The organism is Eggerthella sp. BIOML-A1 (assembly GCF_009875595.1).
In the GTDB taxonomy this organism is placed as follows: domain Bacteria; phylum Actinomycetota; class Coriobacteriia; order Coriobacteriales; family Eggerthellaceae; genus Eggerthella; species Eggerthella lenta.
On sequence record NZ_WWRZ01000006.1, the window covers coordinates 386,936 to 403,283 of the forward strand.

Annotated in this window: 16 protein-coding genes; 15 read left to right on the top strand and 1 reads right to left on the bottom strand. The window is 67.2% G+C overall.

Going from position 1 to position 16,348, the window contains the following annotated elements:
- The first annotated feature begins 5 nt into the window (after positions 1–5).
- From GT590_RS09705 to GT590_RS09750, 10 genes are all read left to right on the top strand, one after another.
- Positions 6–881 (top strand): 16S rRNA (uracil(1498)-N(3))-methyltransferase, encoded by an 876-nt coding sequence (locus GT590_RS09705; RefSeq protein ID WP_009608596.1) that lies wholly within the window; start codon positions 6–8, stop codon positions 879–881.
- The gene (locus GT590_RS09710; RefSeq protein WP_114516201.1) at positions 878–2,110 is read left to right on the top strand and encodes a MiaB/RimO family radical SAM methylthiotransferase; all 1,233 of its coding nucleotides are present in this window, start codon (positions 878–880) and stop codon (positions 2,108–2,110) included. Before GT590_RS09705 ends, GT590_RS09710 begins: the two co-directional genes overlap by 4 nt.
- A gap of 380 nt (positions 2,111–2,490) precedes the next feature.
- The gene (locus GT590_RS09715) at positions 2,491–3,627 is read left to right on the top strand and encodes a C39 family peptidase (RefSeq protein ID WP_009608603.1); all 1,137 of its coding nucleotides are present in this window, start codon (positions 2,491–2,493) and stop codon (positions 3,625–3,627) included.
- A 212-nt stretch (positions 3,628–3,839) separates the two neighbouring features.
- The gene (locus GT590_RS09720) at positions 3,840–4,796 is read left to right on the top strand and encodes a PhoH family protein (protein WP_015760690.1); all 957 of its coding nucleotides are present in this window, start codon (positions 3,840–3,842) and stop codon (positions 4,794–4,796) included.
- Positions 4,797–4,802: 6 nt separating this feature from the next.
- Positions 4,803–5,264: an rRNA maturation RNase YbeY gene (ybeY, locus tag GT590_RS09725; RefSeq protein WP_009307055.1), complete on the top strand. Its 462-nt coding sequence runs from the start codon at positions 4,803–4,805 to the stop codon at positions 5,262–5,264.
- Between the two features lie 22 nt (positions 5,265–5,286).
- Positions 5,287–5,766: a diacylglycerol kinase family protein gene (locus tag GT590_RS09730; RefSeq protein ID WP_021410254.1), complete on the top strand. Its 480-nt coding sequence runs from the start codon at positions 5,287–5,289 to the stop codon at positions 5,764–5,766.
- A gap of 27 nt (positions 5,767–5,793) precedes the next feature.
- Positions 5,794–6,717, top strand: a complete 924-nt coding sequence (gene era, locus GT590_RS09735) for a GTPase Era (protein ID WP_009608610.1) — start codon at positions 5,794–5,796, stop codon at positions 6,715–6,717.
- A 195-nt stretch (positions 6,718–6,912) separates the two neighbouring features.
- Entirely contained in the window at positions 6,913–8,418 is a 1,506-nt protein-coding gene (locus tag GT590_RS09740) for a PASTA domain-containing protein (protein ID WP_009608612.1), read from the top strand.
- Positions 8,382–9,194, top strand: coding sequence for a DNA repair protein RecO (gene recO, locus GT590_RS09745; protein WP_157003505.1), 813 nt, complete (start codon positions 8,382–8,384; stop codon positions 9,192–9,194). The genes GT590_RS09740 and recO overlap by 37 nt, the downstream gene beginning before the upstream one ends.
- A gap of 38 nt (positions 9,195–9,232) precedes the next feature.
- Positions 9,233–9,484, top strand: a complete 252-nt coding sequence (locus tag GT590_RS09750; protein WP_009608661.1) for a TIGR03905 family TSCPD domain-containing protein — start codon at positions 9,233–9,235, stop codon at positions 9,482–9,484.
- On the opposite strand, the gene GT590_RS14575 is transcribed toward GT590_RS09750, so the two are convergent.
- Positions 9,469–10,251, bottom strand: coding sequence for a C39 family peptidase (locus GT590_RS14575; protein ID WP_009608667.1), 783 nt, complete (start codon positions 10,249–10,251; stop codon positions 9,469–9,471). The genes GT590_RS09750 and GT590_RS14575 overlap by 16 nt on opposite strands.
- Positions 10,252–10,535: 284 nt before the next feature.
- Between GT590_RS14575 and GT590_RS09760 the strand changes: the two genes are divergently transcribed.
- The 5 genes from GT590_RS09760 to dapB all read left to right on the top strand — a co-directional run bounded on the left by GT590_RS09760 (position 10,536) and on the right by dapB (position 16,274).
- Positions 10,536–11,234 carry a response regulator transcription factor gene (locus tag GT590_RS09760; protein ID WP_009608640.1) on the top strand — a complete coding sequence of 233 codons (699 nt, stop codon included), beginning with the start codon at positions 10,536–10,538 and terminating at the stop codon, positions 11,232–11,234.
- Positions 11,235–11,246: 12 nt separating this feature from the next.
- A complete protein-coding gene (locus GT590_RS09765; protein ID WP_161171061.1) occupies positions 11,247–12,401 on the top strand; it encodes a sensor histidine kinase KdpD in 1,155 nt (384 codons plus the stop codon).
- 282 nt (positions 12,402–12,683) lie between these two features.
- On the top strand, positions 12,684–12,971 hold the full coding sequence (rpsO, locus tag GT590_RS09770) for a 30S ribosomal protein S15 (RefSeq protein ID WP_009307039.1): 288 nt from the start codon (positions 12,684–12,686) through the stop codon (positions 12,969–12,971).
- Between the two features lie 153 nt (positions 12,972–13,124).
- A complete protein-coding gene (locus tag GT590_RS09775) occupies positions 13,125–15,350 on the top strand; it encodes a polyribonucleotide nucleotidyltransferase (RefSeq protein ID WP_009608705.1) in 2,226 nt (741 codons plus the stop codon).
- Positions 15,351–15,506: 156 nt separating this feature from the next.
- Positions 15,507–16,274: a 4-hydroxy-tetrahydrodipicolinate reductase gene (dapB, locus tag GT590_RS09780; RefSeq protein ID WP_009307036.1), complete on the top strand. Its 768-nt coding sequence runs from the start codon at positions 15,507–15,509 to the stop codon at positions 16,272–16,274.
- The last annotated feature ends 74 nt before the right edge of the window (positions 16,275–16,348 follow it).

Genomic DNA, 16,348 nt, shown 5'->3' on the forward strand with positions numbered 1-16,348 from the left:
TCGCCATGTCCCTGCAGCATTTCTACCTGCACGACCAGGTGCTTGCCGACGAGGGGGCGCCGTCTTTCCCGCTGCGTTTGTCGCCGGACGACGCGAAGCACGCTCGCGTGCTGCGGCTTGCGCCGGGCGAGCATATCGCGGTGGTGGACGCCGCGCAGGACTACTTCGAGTGCGAGATCACCGCTTTCGACGATGCGGTCCCGGTGGTGCGCATCGCGCAGCGCCTCGACGACGAGGAGCGCCCCCTCGTGATGCTCGTGCAGGGCCTGGCCAAGGGCGACAAGATGGAGACGGTGATCCGACACGCCACCGAGCTGGGCGTTTCGGCGTTCGTTCCGATGTCGTGCGAGCGCTCCATCGTGAGGCTCGATGCGAAGAAGGCCGCGGCGAGGACGCAGCGATGGCGCGCCATCGCGAAGAGCGCGGCCATGCAGTCCGGCCAGCGCGCGTGTCCCGAGGTGGGCGAGCCGATGGCGCTGGCGGATGTGTGCGCCTTCTTGGCGCACGCCACCGCCGTGCTGGTGTGCTGGGAGGAGGCGCCGCTGGACGCGCGCATCGAGAAGGCGCTCGAGCGCGGCCTCCGGCTCGACCGCGCGCTTCCCGAGAACGCGCGCATCGCCGTGGTGGTGGGCCCCGAAGGGGGCCTTTCGCGAAGCGAGGCGGACGCGCTTCTGGCCTGCAACCCGCGTGCGTCGCTCGTGTCGCTGGGCTCGTCCATCCTGCGAACCGAGACGGCCGGCATCGTGGCTCCTGCGCTCGTCCTGCACGAGCTGGGCCGCATGATGCACGACGCGCGCGAAGCGCAGGAACGCACGTCCGCCCATGTCGAAAGCCGTCGCGAGGAAGCCGGGGACGCGTGCGAGGCAGGCGGGCAATCGTGAATTTCGCCGTCGTCAACCTGGGATGCAAGGTGAACCGCGTGGAGTCGGACGATGCGGCGGCGCGCCTCGCCCTGCGCGGTGTCGAGACGTCCGAAGCGTCCGCCGACCTCATCGTGGTGAACACGTGCACGGTCACGGGGGAGGCCGAGAAGAAGACCCGCAAGGCCGTGCGCCGCGCCCTGCGCGCGAACGACCATGCCCGCGTGCTGGTCACCGGCTGCGCCGCCGCCATCGACGCCGCGTTCTACGAGGCGCTCGACGAGCGCGTGAGCGTGGTGGGGAAGGCCCAGCTGGCGCAGGCCATCGATGTCCTGTTCGACGAGGCGCCCTTTTCTCCCGGCGAGGACGCGCCCCTCCATATCGGATCCGGCTTCCGCACGCGCGTGGGCGTGAAGGTGCAGGACGGCTGCGACAACGCGTGCACGTACTGCATCGTGCACGTGGCGCGCGGGCGCGCGACCAGCCGTCCGGCCGACGACGTCGTGCGCGAGTGCGCGTCCTATGCCCGCGCCGGCGCGCGGGAGATCGTGCTCACGGGTATAAACCTGGGGTCGTACTGCGACGGAGGACGGCGCGACCCCTCCGCGATCAGGCTGGCCGCTCTGCTGCGACGCCTGCTCGACGAGACGGCCGACCTGCACGCGCCCGGCGAGGCCCCGGCGCGCTTCCGCGTGTCCAGTATCGAGCCGCGCGATGTGGACGATGCGCTCATCGACCTTCTGGCTTCGGCGGACGGCCGCGTCTGCCGTCATCTGCACCTGCCGTTGCAGGCGGGAAGCTCGAAGGTGCTGCGCGAGATGGCGCGCCCCTACGACGCGGAGCGTTTCGTCGCGCTCGTGGAGCGGCTCTACCGCCGGATCCCGCAGCTGGCGCTGTCCACCGACATCATCGCCGGCTTCCCCGGCGAGACCGATGCCGAGTTCCAGGAGACGCTCGACGTGGCGCGCGCCTGCCGCTTCGCGAAGATCCACGCGTTCCCGTACTCGCCGCGCATCGGGACGCCCGCCGCCGAGCGCGCCGACCAAGTGCCGCCCGCCTTCAAGGAAGCCCGCGCCGCCATGCTGCGCGCGCTGGGCGACGAGCTGCGCGCATCCGAGCGCGCCCGCCGCGCCGGAACCGTCGAGCTCGCCTTGGTGGAGGAGGGCGGCGTCGCCATGACGGAGAGCTACTTCGAGGTGCCCGCCCCCGCCGGCGCCGCCCCGGGCGCGCTGGTCGAGGTGACGCTGTAGTCGGTCGCGCATCGCCCCCGAACCGGCGCGCCAAGAGCGGGCGAGCGGCCTGTTTGCGCGAAGGATCGCCATGGGCGCGCGATGCTCAGAACGGGCTGCGTCAATCTTGGTTTAACGGCGGGGCAGTCGTTTTCCGGCACGGGAAGCTCTTCACGGAGAGCGCGTATTGGAACAGGTCGCGTATGCTCACCCCGAGTCCTCGGGCAATTTCGGAGAGCGCGTCGATGTTCGGGTTTTCGTATCTGCCATGATGGCAGCCTCTCTTGTTTTCTGAACCCCTGCGGCTGCTGGCCCTTTCTTGAATGAGGCGATTCGAAATGCCTCTGTTTTCCGATAGGCTGTATACTAGTCAGAATAGCGATTTAAAACGGGAGGCGCGAATGGGCGACGACGAGGCGCGCGAGCGGGCGCGCAGGAGGCTCGAGGAGCGCAAGGCGCGCATGCGCGGGGAAGCGCCCACCGGCCGCGATACGCACGGCGTGCATGACGCGCGCGAGCCGATAAGCTCGGGTCGTCTCCGTTCGAGCCGTCCCGGAACGGGCAATCGGCACTCGTGGGAGGCGCACGGCTCGGAGCTCCTGTTCGCCTTCTCCGAGGCTGCGACGAACCTCGTGCGCGCCGTCGGTCTCAAGCGCCTCGCGATCGCGGCCGCCGCGATCGTGCTGGTCGTCGCGCTCGTCGCGGGCGTTCGCGGCTGCATGGCCGCCGGCGCTGCGACGCAGGCGCCGGACGAGGCTGACCGGGCTCCCGTCCAGCAGCAGCCGCAGCGCGACCCCGTCGACGAGGCCAAGCTCAAGGCCGTGCTCGGCGACGATTTGGCCGCCCAGCTCGTCCAAGCGGCTTCGGCGAGCGACGACGCGGCGTGGATCGCCGCCCATCCGGACGCCTACGCCATGGACGGCGACGCGGTGCAGTACAAGCTGCTCAAGCTGGCCGCCGTCGAGCCCGAGGCCGTGCCCTTCGTGCGCACGTTCCCCGACGCCTATCCGGCCGAGAGCGCCCTTGGCACGGACGATCCCGCCTCCGGCGAGGTGCCGCGTCTCTACCAGTGGGATCAGCGCTGGGGCTCCACCGTGTACAGCTCCACGACGTTCGCGCTGACGGGATGCTGCCCCACGTCGCTTTCCATGGTGTACCAGGGCCTCACCGGCAAGGGCGATCTGTCGCCTTACGATATGGGGAAACGCGCGAGCGACGGCGGCTTTGAGACGGCGTTCGACGGCACCGACTCCTCGTTCCTCGTGAGCGAGGCAGCCTCGCTCGGCCTTTCCTGCGAGGCGCTCTCGGTCGATGCGGGCAGCGTGCGCGCGGCGCTCGAAGGCGGCGCCGTGCTCGTCTGCAACGTCGGCCCTGGAGACTTCACCGACAACGGCCACTTCTTCGTCGTCACCGGCATCGACGGCGACGGGAACCTGCGCATCAACGATCCGTACTCGGCCGAGCGCTCGAACAGAGCCTGGGACGTGGACACGGTGCTCGGCCAGACGAAGGCGCTGTGGGCCTACCGGCTGGCCTGAGGACGCGGGTGCGCGTGCGGGCAATGCGTCTTCGCCCGTAAAACACGGAAAACGACCCTGAGGCGTGTTTTCGGGGCGAAGATGCGAGGCGGGAGCGGCGCGGCCTCGAACCGCCTCGCCGTTCCCGGCAGATCTTGATCACCTGCACTATATTCCCTTGTCGGTTCGATGACATCGAAGCGCGCGCCGGCCGTGCGTGGTACAATGCCCCCATGACTGACCAAACCCAAATCACCCTCACGGCCCCCCGAAGCGTGAACATGGCGCTCATCGTCGGCCCTGCGGACGAGATCCTCCATGTCGTGCAGGATGCGTTCGCCTCGCGGATCACGGTTCGCGGCGACACGGTCGAGCTCGTCGGCGATCCGCTGGAGGTGCAGTCGCTCACGGCGCTGTTCTCGGATCTCATCAAGCTCGTGGAAGGCGGCGGCGAGCCTACGCTCGAGTACGTGCGGCACGCCATCGACCTGTTGCGCACGGCCGAGTTCAGCCCGCAGGCGCTGCGCGAGGACATCCTGCTCACGTACCGCGGCCGGGCCATCCGTCCGAAGACGGCGGGCCAGAAGCGCTACGTCGACGCCATCCGCGAGCATACCATCACGTTCGGCATCGGGCCCGCGGGCACCGGCAAGACGTACCTCGCCATGGCCATGGCCGTGGCTGCGCTCAAGCGCAAGGAGGTTGGCCGCATCATCCTCACGCGCCCCGTGGTGGAAGCGGGGGAGAGCCTGGGCTTTCTGCCCGGAACCCTCACCGAGAAGGTGGATCCCTACATCCGCCCGCTTTACGACGCGCTGTTCGACATGACCGACATGGAGCGCGCCACGCAGCTCGTCGAGAGCGGCGTCATCGAGATCGCCCCGCTCGCGTTCATGCGCGGGCGCACCCTGAACGACAGCTTCATCATCCTCGACGAGGCGCAGAACACCACGCCTGAGCAGATGAAGATGTTCCTCACGCGCCTGGGCTTCGGCTCGAAGATGGTGGTCACGGGCGACGTGACCCAGCTCGACCTGCCGCGCGGCGTCTCGGGCCTCAAAGGCGTGCGGGCCATCCTCGAGGACATCGACGATATCGCGTTCTGCGATTTCACCGGCAAGGACGTGGTTCGGCATTCCCTGGTGGCCGCCATCGTCTCGGCCTACGATCAGGCAAGCAGAAAGGCTTGAGGTATCATGGATATCCAGATCAACTACGACTACCGCAAAGAAGACCTCGAGAAGCTGCCGCTGCACGAGCTGACCCAGTTCGTGCTGGCGCGCGAGGACAAGCCCTTCAACACCGAGGTGTCCATCAGCTTCGTCACCGACGAGGCTATCGCCGAGCTCAACGAGCGCTACCGCCACAAGGAGGGCCCCACCGACGTGCTCTCCTTCGAGTGCGACGGCGTGGACGACGACCTGTCGGCCATGACGCTGGCGGAGGATCCCGTCTACGAACTGGGCGACGTGGTGATCGCCCCCGACGTGGCCAGCCGCCAGACGCGCGAGTTCGGCACCACGTTCGAGGAGGAGATCAGCTTGCTGCTCGTCCATGGCCTTCTGCACCTGTGCGGCTACGATCACATCGAAGATGACGAAGCCGAGGTCATGGAGAAGCGCGAGGCCGAGATCCTCGAAGCCTGGTCCAAGCGCTGAGATCGGGGGAGGGCTGGATTGCATGAACGCGACTGACGCCATGGGCGAAGGCGATCGCAAAGAGGGGAATCCGTCGCCGGAGGACGGTGCGGCGGACGGCGTGAGGTTCGTCCGCAACCGTGCTGACAAGGATTCGCGCGCCCGGTTCTCGCTCGGACGCGCGTTCTCGTGCGCATGGGAGGGCGTCGTCTACACTGCGCGCACGCAGCGCAACATGAAGATACATTTCGCGGTGGGCGCCGCGGCAGTGCTGCTCGGCGCCGCGCTCGGCATCGACGCGGCGTCGTGGGCGGCCATCGTCATCTGCATCGTGCTCGTGCTGGCCGCCGAATGCCTGAACACGGCCGTCGAATCGGTGGTCGACCTCGTGTCGCCCGACTACGCCGAGCTCGCCAAGCACGCGAAAGACTGCGCTGCCGGCGCAGTGCTCGTGTGCGCGCTGGGCGCGGTGGCGGTAGCCGCCGCCGTGTTCGTCCCGCGCCTTGCGGCGCTGTTCGTCTAACGCATCGGAAACATTGGAAGGCTTTTCATGGACAACATCTATCCCGCAGTCGGCGATTCGTTCAAGTCGGGGTTCGTCACGCTGGTCGGGCGCCCGAACGCGGGCAAGTCCACGCTGATCAACGCCATTATGGGCAAGAAGATCGCCATCACGTCGAACACGGCGCAGACTACGCGCCATCGCTTTCGCGCGGTGCTCACGCGCGAGGGCTTCCAGCTCATCCTCGTGGACACGCCGGGCCTGCACAAGCCGCACGACGCCCTCGGCGAGGAGCTGAACACGTCGGCGCTCAAGGCGCTCGAGGACGTGGACGTGGTCGCCTTCCTCGTGGACGCGTCGAAGCCGGTCGGCACGGGCGACGAGTGGGTGGCCGCTCAGCTCAAGCGCGCGCGCTCGAAGAAGATCCTCGTGCTGTCGAAGATCGACCTCGTGGACGGCGAGCAGCTGGACCGCCAGCGCTTCGCCGCAGCCCAGCTGGGCGATTGGGACGCCGTGGTGGAATTGTCGAGCCAGACGGGCGAGCATGTGCAGGATTTCGTCGACGAGGTGGTGGCGCTGCTGCCGCCGGGTCCGGCGTGGTTCCCGACCGATATGGAGACCGACCAGCCCATCGAGGTGGTGGTGGCCGAGTTCATCCGCGAGAAGATCCTGCGTTCGTTCCACGACGAGGTGCCCCATGCCATCGGCGTGCGCGTGGAGGAGATGGAGTACGATCGCAAGAAGGATCTCTACCGCATCTTCGCCATCGTGTACGTGGAGCGCGACAGCCAGAAGGGCATCATCATCGGGAAGAAGGGCGCGGCCATCAAGCAGATCGGCACCGAGGCGCGCCAGGACCTCGAGCAGCTGCTGGGCTGCCGCGTGTTCTTGGACCTGTCGGTGAAGGTGAAGAAGAACTGGCGCCGCGACGCGAACCAGATCCGCCGTTTCGGCTACGGCGAAGGGGCTTAAGGGCTTTGTCTGCCCGGCCGCCGGCGGCCGGAACGGCTCGGCGCTTATCGCCGATCGGCTGCGCCAACCTGGAAGCTCGCCTTTTTTCTGCAGGTATTGTCACGAAGCGTGCAAACGGGGCGTTGTCCGGCTGCGCTCGGCCCGTTTTCGGCTACAATCGTCGTATGTGCCATTTGCGCGAGGGAGTAAGCCAGCATGATCTGTCCGAACTGTCAATCTGAGAACAAAGACGGCGCGAAATTCTGCAACGATTGCGGATTTCCCCTGACCGGCCGTATGGCGGCCGTCGCCGCGGCGTCCACGAGCGATGCGACGCTGCGCTCGATCGCGGCTGACGACGGCCCCGAGGATGCGCAGGCCGGCGATTCCGATCCCGACTTCGAGGGCACGGCATCCGCCGTCGAACCCGAGTCCGCCGGGGAACCCGACGCTTCGGGCTCGCTCGATCGTTCGAGCATCCCCGCCATCGACGTGGCGGGCGTGAACGTCGACGAGAACGGCAACGCGTTCGACTTCGGCTCCATCGGAGACGACGAGGCCGCGCGCGCTGCCGACGATCTCACGCCGTTCGTGCCCCGTCGCCCCGACGAAGAGCCGATCTCCGGTCGCTCCGATTTCTCGGGCTTCGACGAATGCCTCGTCGATGCGGGCTACGTGCCCCCGAAGAAGTCGTGGGGGCCGGGCGATACCATGGAGATGCCGCGTATCGAGGGCCAGGCCGCGCCCAAGCAAAAGGAGTTCCGCGCACCTGATGCCAACCAGAAGAAGGGCGGCAAGGGCAAGATCGTGGCCATCGTGCTCGTATGTCTGCTGGCCGTCGGCGGGGCGGCCGCGGGCGTCACGTACTATCTGGAGCTATGGGGCGGCAAGATGCTGCCCGACGTCGTGGGCATGACCCAGTCCGACGCCGTCTACGTTTTGGAGTCCAAGGGCTTCGCCGTGCACGAGGAAAAGATCAAGTCCGACGACACCGAGGGCGTCGTGCTGCTGATGGATCCCGTCGCCGGCTCTCGCGAGGAGGAGGGCTCCGAAGTCACCATCCATGTTTCGGAGGCGCGCACGATCCCCGACGTCGCGGGCAAACAGCGCGACGAAGCGGCGGCTCTGCTCGAGAAGGACGGGTTCGAGAAGGTTTCCTTCGTGACCGAGAAGTCGAACGAGCGTGAAGGCCTCGTGCTGGGGATAGCCCCCGAAGCGGGGTCGAAGGCCGCTGCCGGCACTGAGATCACCGTTACCGTTGCCGTCCCCTTCACCGTGCCCGACGTGAAGGGCAAGACGTGGGACGAGGCTTCCAAGATGCTGACCGACGAAGGGTACGAACCGGTGGCGAGCTACGTCTACGACGACAGCGTGCCTGCCGGTACCGTGCTCGGTACGACGCCCGAAGCCGACGCGAAGGCCGACTCCGGCTCTACGGTCACCGTGTCGGTCGCCTTGTCGCGCGGCGCCGAGTTGGAGCAGGCGGCGCTGTCGTATCTCGGCGGTTTGCGCGATTCGGGCTCGACCGTCACGGTCGGCGGCACGGCCTATCTGGTGGAGTCGGTGGACGCCGTGAAGTACGAGGGGGGCGAGACCACGTCGTTCACCATCACGGGCAAGGCGGTGACCTCGCTCGACGGCGAGACCGTGTACGGCTCCTCCAAGCAGAAGAGCGGTGCCATCGTTTGGACGAGCGACAACGCCATCGCCAGCATCTCGTAGCGCGCGTGTCCCAGCCTACCTACGACGCGCGCGCCATCGTGCTGCGCAAGACGAAGCTCGGCGAGAGCGACCTCATCCTGACGCTGCTCGCCGAGGACGGCTCGCAGATGCGGGCCGTAGCGAAGGGCGCGCGCAAACCCGCCAGCTCGTTCGCGGCGCGCCTCGAGCTGTACTCGGTCGTCGACTTGCTCGTCGCGCGCGGGCGCAGCCTCGACATCGTGAAGGAGGCGCGGCTCGTCGAGAGCAACGAGCGTCTTCGCCGCGACATCGAGCACGCTGCCGGGGCAGCGCCCATGGCCGAACTGCTCGACCGCGTCACGCAGATGGGACTGGAGAACCCGCGGTTGTTCGCGCTCACGCGCACGGCGCTGTCCAGCCTGGGTCGGGTCGATCCCGCGCAGGTGCCGGCCGTGTGCGCGGCGCACTTGCTCAAGACGCTTGCGTTCGCGGGGTTGCGCCCCAGCCTCGATGCGTGCGTCTCCTGCGGGCGCGACGTGGAGGCGGTTCCCGAAAGCGGACTCATGGCGCTCTCGTACCAGGAGGGCGGGGCGGTATGCGCCGCATGCCGGTCGAGCGTGGAGACGGTGCTCGTCCCTGCCTCTACGGTCGCGTGGTGCCGGGCTCTGCTGAGCTCCACGTTCGCCGAGATCGAGATTCTCGAGGCGGATCCTTCCGCCGCGTTTTCCGTGCTGCGTTTCTGCCAGCAATGGGTGAGCGAGCACGTCGGGGCGAACTTGAAATCGTTGAACTTCCTGTTCACATGCGGATTGTTCTGAAAGACGCGGGCGGGACCCGCGAAGAGGAGGAGAGAGGCATGTACCGTTACACCCCGCGCGGCGTATGCTCGCGCGCGATCGATATCGACCTCGACGGCGACAAGGTGGCGCGTGTCGAGTTCGTCGGCGGCTGCGACGGCAATTTGAAGGCGGTGTCGAGGCTCATCGAGGGCATGACGGTGGAGGACGTCGCCGCGGCGCTTGAGGGCAACACGTGCGGTCGACGCGCAACTTCGTGCGCCGACCAGCTGGTGAAAGGGCTGCGCGAGGCGCGTCAAGCGGCCGTGTAGGCCCAGATCGCTCGGCATTGGCCGAGCACGGTGGCGAAGTCCCAAGCCTTTCCCGTGCGTTCGGGGCTGTTGGGGTCGCGCACGAGCAGGCGGCCCTGTTCGTCGATGCCTGCGAGCACGATGAAGTGGCCCGTGCTGGTGAAATCGCCCGGTCCCACGCTGCAAATGACGGGGGAGCCGGACAGGAGAGCGCGGCGAACGCTCTGCTCGTCTGCGGGCACTTCTTCGGCGACGAGGCCAAGCTCGGCCGCGCCTTCGGTCATGAACGTCCAGGCGGTGCCGTCGGGGGTCGCGCATCCGAGGCGCTCGGAGAACGCGCCCATGTCGGCCGGTGTCATGTCGGTGCGGCCGGTCAGCGCCACGTACGCCATGGCCATGCACGTAGGCCCGCAACCGGTGGTTCCGAAGTCGTCTTCTGCGTAGGTTCCGTCAGCCCATGCGGGATCGCGCTGGTACAGCGCGGGCACCTCGCCGGCCTGCCAAGCGCTTTTCGGCGTCGACTGCGGGCCTGCGGAGGGCGATCCGCTGGCCTGCGCGCCGTCGACGAGGCCCGTCAGGGTGCTCACCGCGTACCAACAGGCGCCTCCGAGGGCGATCAGCAGCGCCAGAACGACGGCGAGCTGCGGCAGCGATCGCGAAGGGATGCGCCGCACGTCGGATGCGGCGTGCGTGCGGCTTTCGGGAGCGCAAGCGCGGCGTATGGGCCGAGCGCGATAAACGGAGCGGTTCGGGCGAAGCCTTGCATCGAAGGAATTGGTGTACGGCACGGGGAGCCTCCTCGAAAGCGTTGGATACGGGGATAGCGAGGCGTCGTCCGGGACTGCGCCCCGGACGACCTCCGGCAGCGCTCGCGGCGCGCCGTCCTCGCCGTCAAGTATCCCTCGGGCGCGCCCCTCCCGTCCCAGAAGAAACGTCAACCGATTGCTTAAGTTTTCCTTAATCTTGCCTCGTCAGGGGCGTGATCGCGCACGGGGGCTTATACAATGGGAGAGACGGCGCGCCCGAGCGGGCGCGGACGGCCCGATGGGCCGCGGAGTGCGAGGAGGAACGCGTGGAATCGAAGATGCGCATCGCCGTATGCGACGACGAGCAGGCCATCGCCGATTTGGTGGGGCAGCTGCTTGTCGAGGCCGGGTTCGCCCCGACGGTGTTCTACGCAGCTCCCGATCTGCTGGCCTGTCAGGCGGACGATCCGTTCGACCTTGTCATCCTCGACATCATGATGCCCGGTATGGACGGGTTCGCGTGCTGTCGCGAGCTTCGGCGCACGAGCTCGGTTCCCATAATCTTCCTCACGGCGAAGGACGAGGAGGTCGACAAGGTGGTGGGCTTCGAGCTGGGTGCCGACGACTACGTGGTGAAGCCCTTCAAGCCGCGCGAGCTCGTGGCCCGCGTCCGCGCGCGCCTGCGCCGCGCTATCTCGAACGACGTCGCAAGGGAGGATGGGCCGGGTATGCTCGAATGCTGCGGCATCGCTCTCGACGAGAGCGCCTACACGGCCACGCTGCACGGCGAGGCGTTGAGCCTCACCCCGAAGGAGTTCGCCATCCTCGCCTGTCTCATGCGCGACCAGGGCCGGCCTGTGGCCTCGCGCGATCTGTTCGAGTCCGTCTGGGGCGAGATCGCCAACGCCCAGAGCAACAACACGGTGATGGTGCACATCCGGCATCTGCGCAAGAAGCTGGCTGCCGTCGACTCGTCCCAGGAGTTCGTCGAGACCGTCTGGGGCGTCGGTTACAAGCTGGGCTAAAAGGAGGAAGACATGGAGGAACCCGTACGCTCGCAGGCGCGGCTCGACCAGACGAAGCGGCTCTCGAACGCCATCCTGCGTCGCACGGTGGTGAACGTCGTGCTGTTCATCGTCGTGTACCTCGTGCTGTTCGCCGGCTTCATGACCACGCTCGGATCGGCCGTGTCGAACTTCGTCTACGAGCTGCTCGGCTACGACTACGCGCTGCACACCCTTGCGTCGAACCTGTTCCTGGTCTTGACGGCTATCGGCTTCGTCGCGGGTATCGTGCTCGTGGTGCGCTCGGGCATCAACCGGGCGCTGCGCTACTTCGACCTCTTGCTCGATTCGGTGTCCGACATCCTGGCCAAAAGCGACGGCCCGGTCATGCTGCCCGGCGAGCTTGCGCCCACCGCTATGGCGCTCAACACCATCAAGGCGACGTCCGAGCAGAACGAACGCGCTGCGAAGGCCGCCGAGGATCGCAAGAACGAGCTGGTGGTGTATCTGGCGCATGATATCAAGACGCCGCTCACCTCCATCATCGGCTATCTTACGCGGCTCGAGGAGTCTCCGGACCTGCCGCTCGAGGTGCGTGAGCGCTACACGGGCATCACGTTGGACAAGGCCTACCGGCTCGAGGAGCTGCTCGACGAGTTCTTCGAGATCACGCGCTACAACCTGCAGGCCATCCCCATCGAGCGTTCGCGCTTCGACGCCGCGCTGTTCGTGAACCAGGTGGTGGACGAGTTCTTCCCCCTGGCCGAGGGGCGGCGCCTGAACCTCGTGTACGAGGGCCCCGCCGAGCTGTCCGTGTTCGCCGACGCGGGGCGCGTGGCCCGCGTGCTGAACAACGTCATCAAGAACGCGGTGGCCTACGCCGACCCGGGCACGGACGTGAGGGTGCGCACGGGGCTCGTGACGGCCGTCGACGGCTTCGTGTGGTGGGAGCTCACGGTGAGCGACCAGGGACGCGAGCTGTCGCCGCAGCACCTCGAACGCATCTTCGAGAAGTTCTACCGCGCCGACGAGTCGCGCGGGTCGGCAGCGGGCGGCGCAGGGCTGGCGCGGGCCATCTCCCGTGAGATCGCCCGCGCCCACGGCGGCGACATCTACGCTTCGAGCGACGCGGGCCTCACGTCGTTCACCGTCTGGGTCCCCCAGGGACCCAGCGTGGCGCGCTCCTGACGGAGGCCTTCTGCAGCATGCGTCTGTCCTGATGGGGGCGCGGCTTCGAAGCGTCGGCGCTTTGTGCGGAACCTGTGGGCGCCCCGCGTCCCGCTTGCCGCGCACCGTGCTTGCCGTTACAATAGGCGGGCTGCGAAAACGCAGGCACGTTCCGCTTGGTCCGCATGTTCACCGCATGCCTACCCAGAGGGACGCGCATACGACGCGTGCAGGCCCGGGCCGGGCAGGCGCGCAGGAGGCGGCGTCCGACGAGGGCGCTGCGAACGAAAGGTGGAATAGCACATGGCCAGCAAACTCAGCATCAGCAAAGAGCGCACTGCCGAGCTCGTCAAGGAATTCGGCAAGGGCGAAGGCGATTCGGGCAGTCCCGAAGTGCAGGTGGCGATCCTCACCGAGCGCATCCGCAACCTCACCGAGCATCTCAAGGTGCACAAGAAGGACAACCACACTCGTCGAGGCCTCATGATGCTCCTCGGTAAGCGTCGCGGTCTTCTGAAGTACATCAAGAACCGCAACATCGAGGAGTACCGTACGCTCATCAAGCAGCTCGGCATCCGCGACACCATCTAGCGTATGAAAGCCCGCCTTGGCGGGCTTTTACATAGAGGCGGTCGGAAGCGCAAGGGCGCATCCGCTCGCGGCGGCGGGGGAACGGTAAGTACCCCGCGCCGAAGAAGCTGGGCGGCACTAGGGCCGTTCAGGTGAAGAGAAAGAAAGCAGCATATGGAAAAAATCGTCGAATCCTTCGAACTGTACGGGAAGCAGTACCGTTTGGAGACAGGCGAGCTCGCCAAGCAGGCGACCGGCTCGGTCGTCGTCACGCAGGGCGACACGACGGTGCTCGTTACGGCCGTCATCTCGAAGGAGGAGAAGGACTACGACTTCTTCCCCCTCACGGTCGACTTCATCGAGAAGATGTACGCGGTCGGCCGCATCCCGGGAGGCTACCTCAAGCGCGAGGCGCGTCCTTCCGACAAGGGCACGCTGACGGCCCGCATGGTGGACCGTCCCATCCGTCCCGGCTTCGCCGACGGCTTCAAGCGCGAGGTGCACGTCGTGTGCACGACGCTCGTCGTCGACAGCATCAACCCGCCCGACACCATCTGCGTCATGGGCGCCAGCGCTGCCCTCATGCTGGGCGCGGCTCCCTTCGACGGCCCCGCCGCTTGCGTGCGCATCGGCCGCGACGTGGAGACGGGCGAGTTCATCGTGAACCCCACGTTCGAGGAATCCGAGAACTCGGATCTCGAGCTGACCATCGCCGGCACGGCCGACTACATCTCCATGGTGGAGGCCGGCGCCGACGAGATCTCCGAAGAGGACATGCTGGCCGCCATGACGTTCGGCCAGGAGGCCATCGCCGCGTTCTGCGAAGCCCAGCAGCGCTTCCTCGACCGTGCGAACATCGAGCCGGTCGAGTGGCCCGTCCACGTCGCCGACCCGGCCATCGCCGAGCGCGTCGCGCCGTTCATGGCCGAGATGTCCGCCGCGTTGCGCGATGCCGACAAGCTTTCGCGCATGGGCAAGGTGGAAGAGCTCAAGGCCCGCATTAAGGAGGAGCAGTTCTCCGATGAGGAGCGCGCCGCATGGAAGGGCGACATCGCCGCCGAGCTCAAGAAGCTCGAGAAGAAGGCCATGCGCGCGATGGTCATCGAGACGGGCGAGCGCGCCGACGGCCGTCGTCCCGAGGACATCCGCCCGCTGTACATCGTGCCGGGCTACCTGCCCCGCGTGCACGGCTCGGGCCTGTTCCAGCGCGGCCAGACGCAGGCGCTCTCCGTCTGCACGCTCGGCATGCTGAACGAATGGCAGCGCCTCGACACCATCGACCCCGCCGAGGGCAAGCGCTACATGCACCAGTACAACTTCCCGCCGTACTGCACGGGCGAGACCGGCCGCATGGGCGCTCCGAAGCGCCGCGAGATCGGCCACGGCGCGCTGGCCGAGCGCGCGCTGATCCCGGTGCTTCCCAGCGAAGACGAGTTCCCCTATGCCATCCGCGTGGTGTCCGAGGTCCTCGAGTCGAACGGCTCGTCGTCCATGGCCTCCACCTGCGGTTCGACGCTGGCTCTCATGGACGCGGGCGTGCCTATCAAGGCGCCTGTTTCGGGCATCGCCATGGGCCTCATCAAGGAGGGCGACGACGTGGTCATCCTCTCCGACATCCAGGGCATCGAGGACTTCCTCGGCGACATGGACTTCAAGGTGTGCGGCACGGCGAAGGGCATCACCGCCCTGCAGATGGACAACAAGGCCCGCGGCCTGTCGGTCGACATCCTCGCTCGTGCGCTCAAGCAGGCCAGCGAAGGTCGCGCCTACATCCTAGACGCCATGCTGGAGACCATCGCCGCGCCGCGCGAGGAGCTCTCCGAGTTCGCACCGCGCATCGAGACCATCCACATCCCGGTGGACAAGATCCGCGACGTCATCGGCTCGGGCGGCAAGGTCGTCCGCGGCATCCAGGAGGAGACGGGCGCCAGCATCAACATCGAGGAGGACGGCACCATCCACATCGCCGCCATCGAGGGCCCGGCCGGCGAGGCCGCGAAGGCCATGATCCTCGGCATCGTCAAGGAGCCCGAGGTGGGCGAGACGTTCGACGGCGAGGTCGTTGGCATCAAGGACTTCGGCGCGTTCGTCAAGCTGACGCCGGGCAAGGACGGCCTGCTGCACATCTCCCGCGTTGCCAACGGCCGCGTCGGCAAGGTCGAGGACGTGCTGAACCTCGGCGACATCATCAAAGTCGAGGTGCTCGAGGTGGACCCGAAGACGGGCAAGATATCGCTCGACCGCCTCGACAAGCCGGACGCCCCCGAAAGCAGCGCTTCCAACGGCGAGCGTCGCGAGCGCGGCGATCGCAACGGCGGCCGAGACAATCGTCCGGGTCGCAGCGGACGCGAGGGCAACGGAGGCGGCAACCGCACGCCGCGCCGCCGTCACGACGCGTAAGCGGTTTTGATTCGAGCGAAGGGGCCGAACGCGGCCCCTTCGTCGTTGCGGGAGGGCGGATGGCCGACGAATCGTGCCGGCCGGGTAACGGCGGCGCAAGCGGCGTATATCCGCGTGGTAGGATGTTCGGGTACATGAAGCGAAAGGCAGGCAGCGATGATCAAGGTGGCAGTTGCGGGATGCGCGGGCCGTATGGGCAGGACCGTATGCGACGCGGTGCGCGCGGCGAACGATATGGAACTGGTGTGCGGCATCGACCCGCACAGGCCCGAGGTCGACTTCCCCGTGTACCCGACGGTGGCGGCCGCGCTCGAGTCTTGGACGGCCGATGTGCTCGTCGACTTCACCCAGCCTTCCGTCGTGGCCGACAACCTGCGCGAGGCGCTTCCCGCGGGAGTCGACTGCGTGGTGGGCACTACCGGCCTGTCGAACGAGACGTTGCAGGAGCTGGCCGCGCTCGCGCCCGACGGCACCTGTCTGTTCTACGCGCCGAACTTCACGACGGGCGCGGTGCTCATGATGGAGTTCGCCAAGGCCGCCGCGCCGTACTTCCCGGAGGCCGAGGTCATCGAGTTTCACCACTGCAACAAGAAGGACGCTCCTTCGGGCACCGCGGTGCGCACGGCGCAGATCATCGCTGAAGCGCGTGGCGGGCGCGCGAGCGAGGCTCCCGGCAAGGAGACCGAGATCGAAGGCGCCGAGGGCGCGCGCGGCGCGCTCGTGGACGGCGTGCCGGTGCATTCCGTGCGCTCGATGGGCTACGTCGCCAGCCAGGAAGTGATCTTCGGATCGCTCGGCCAGACGCTGTCCATCCGCCATGACTCATGGGACCGTACGTCGTACATGCCGGGCGTGCTGTTGGGCATTCGTAGCGTGGGCTCGTGCGACGGGCTGGTTGTAGGTTTGGAGAACTTCATGGCCTGAGGGCTCATCTCGTGGGATAATAGCCGTTCAGGCACTTGTTTTTGTATGTTGGATGCGCAAGCGGCACGGGTCGC

What these genes read in the sequence shown, in the direction of transcription:
- GT590_RS09705 (WP_009608596.1), top strand. Translation starts at nt 6, where the DNA reads ATGTCCCTGCAGCATTTCTACCTGCACGACCAGGTGCTTGCCGACGAG.
- GT590_RS09715 (WP_009608603.1), top strand. Translation starts at nt 2,491, where the DNA reads ATGGGCGACGACGAGGCGCGCGAGCGGGCGCGCAGGAGGCTCGAGGAG.
- GT590_RS09720 (WP_015760690.1), top strand. Translation starts at nt 3,840, where the DNA reads ATGACTGACCAAACCCAAATCACCCTCACGGCCCCCCGAAGCGTGAAC.
- ybeY (WP_009307055.1), top strand. Translation starts at nt 4,803, where the DNA reads ATGGATATCCAGATCAACTACGACTACCGCAAAGAAGACCTCGAGAAG.
- GT590_RS09730 (WP_021410254.1), top strand. Translation starts at nt 5,287, where the DNA reads ATGAACGCGACTGACGCCATGGGCGAAGGCGATCGCAAAGAGGGGAAT.
- era (WP_009608610.1), top strand. Translation starts at nt 5,794, where the DNA reads ATGGACAACATCTATCCCGCAGTCGGCGATTCGTTCAAGTCGGGGTTC.
- GT590_RS09740 (WP_009608612.1), top strand. Translation starts at nt 6,913, where the DNA reads ATGATCTGTCCGAACTGTCAATCTGAGAACAAAGACGGCGCGAAATTC.
- GT590_RS09750 (WP_009608661.1), top strand. Translation starts at nt 9,233, where the DNA reads ATGTACCGTTACACCCCGCGCGGCGTATGCTCGCGCGCGATCGATATC.
- GT590_RS09765 (WP_161171061.1), top strand. Translation starts at nt 11,247, where the DNA reads ATGGAGGAACCCGTACGCTCGCAGGCGCGGCTCGACCAGACGAAGCGG.
- rpsO (WP_009307039.1), top strand. Translation starts at nt 12,684, where the DNA reads ATGGCCAGCAAACTCAGCATCAGCAAAGAGCGCACTGCCGAGCTCGTC.
- GT590_RS09775 (WP_009608705.1), top strand. Translation starts at nt 13,125, where the DNA reads ATGGAAAAAATCGTCGAATCCTTCGAACTGTACGGGAAGCAGTACCGT.
- dapB (WP_009307036.1), top strand. Translation starts at nt 15,507, where the DNA reads ATGATCAAGGTGGCAGTTGCGGGATGCGCGGGCCGTATGGGCAGGACC.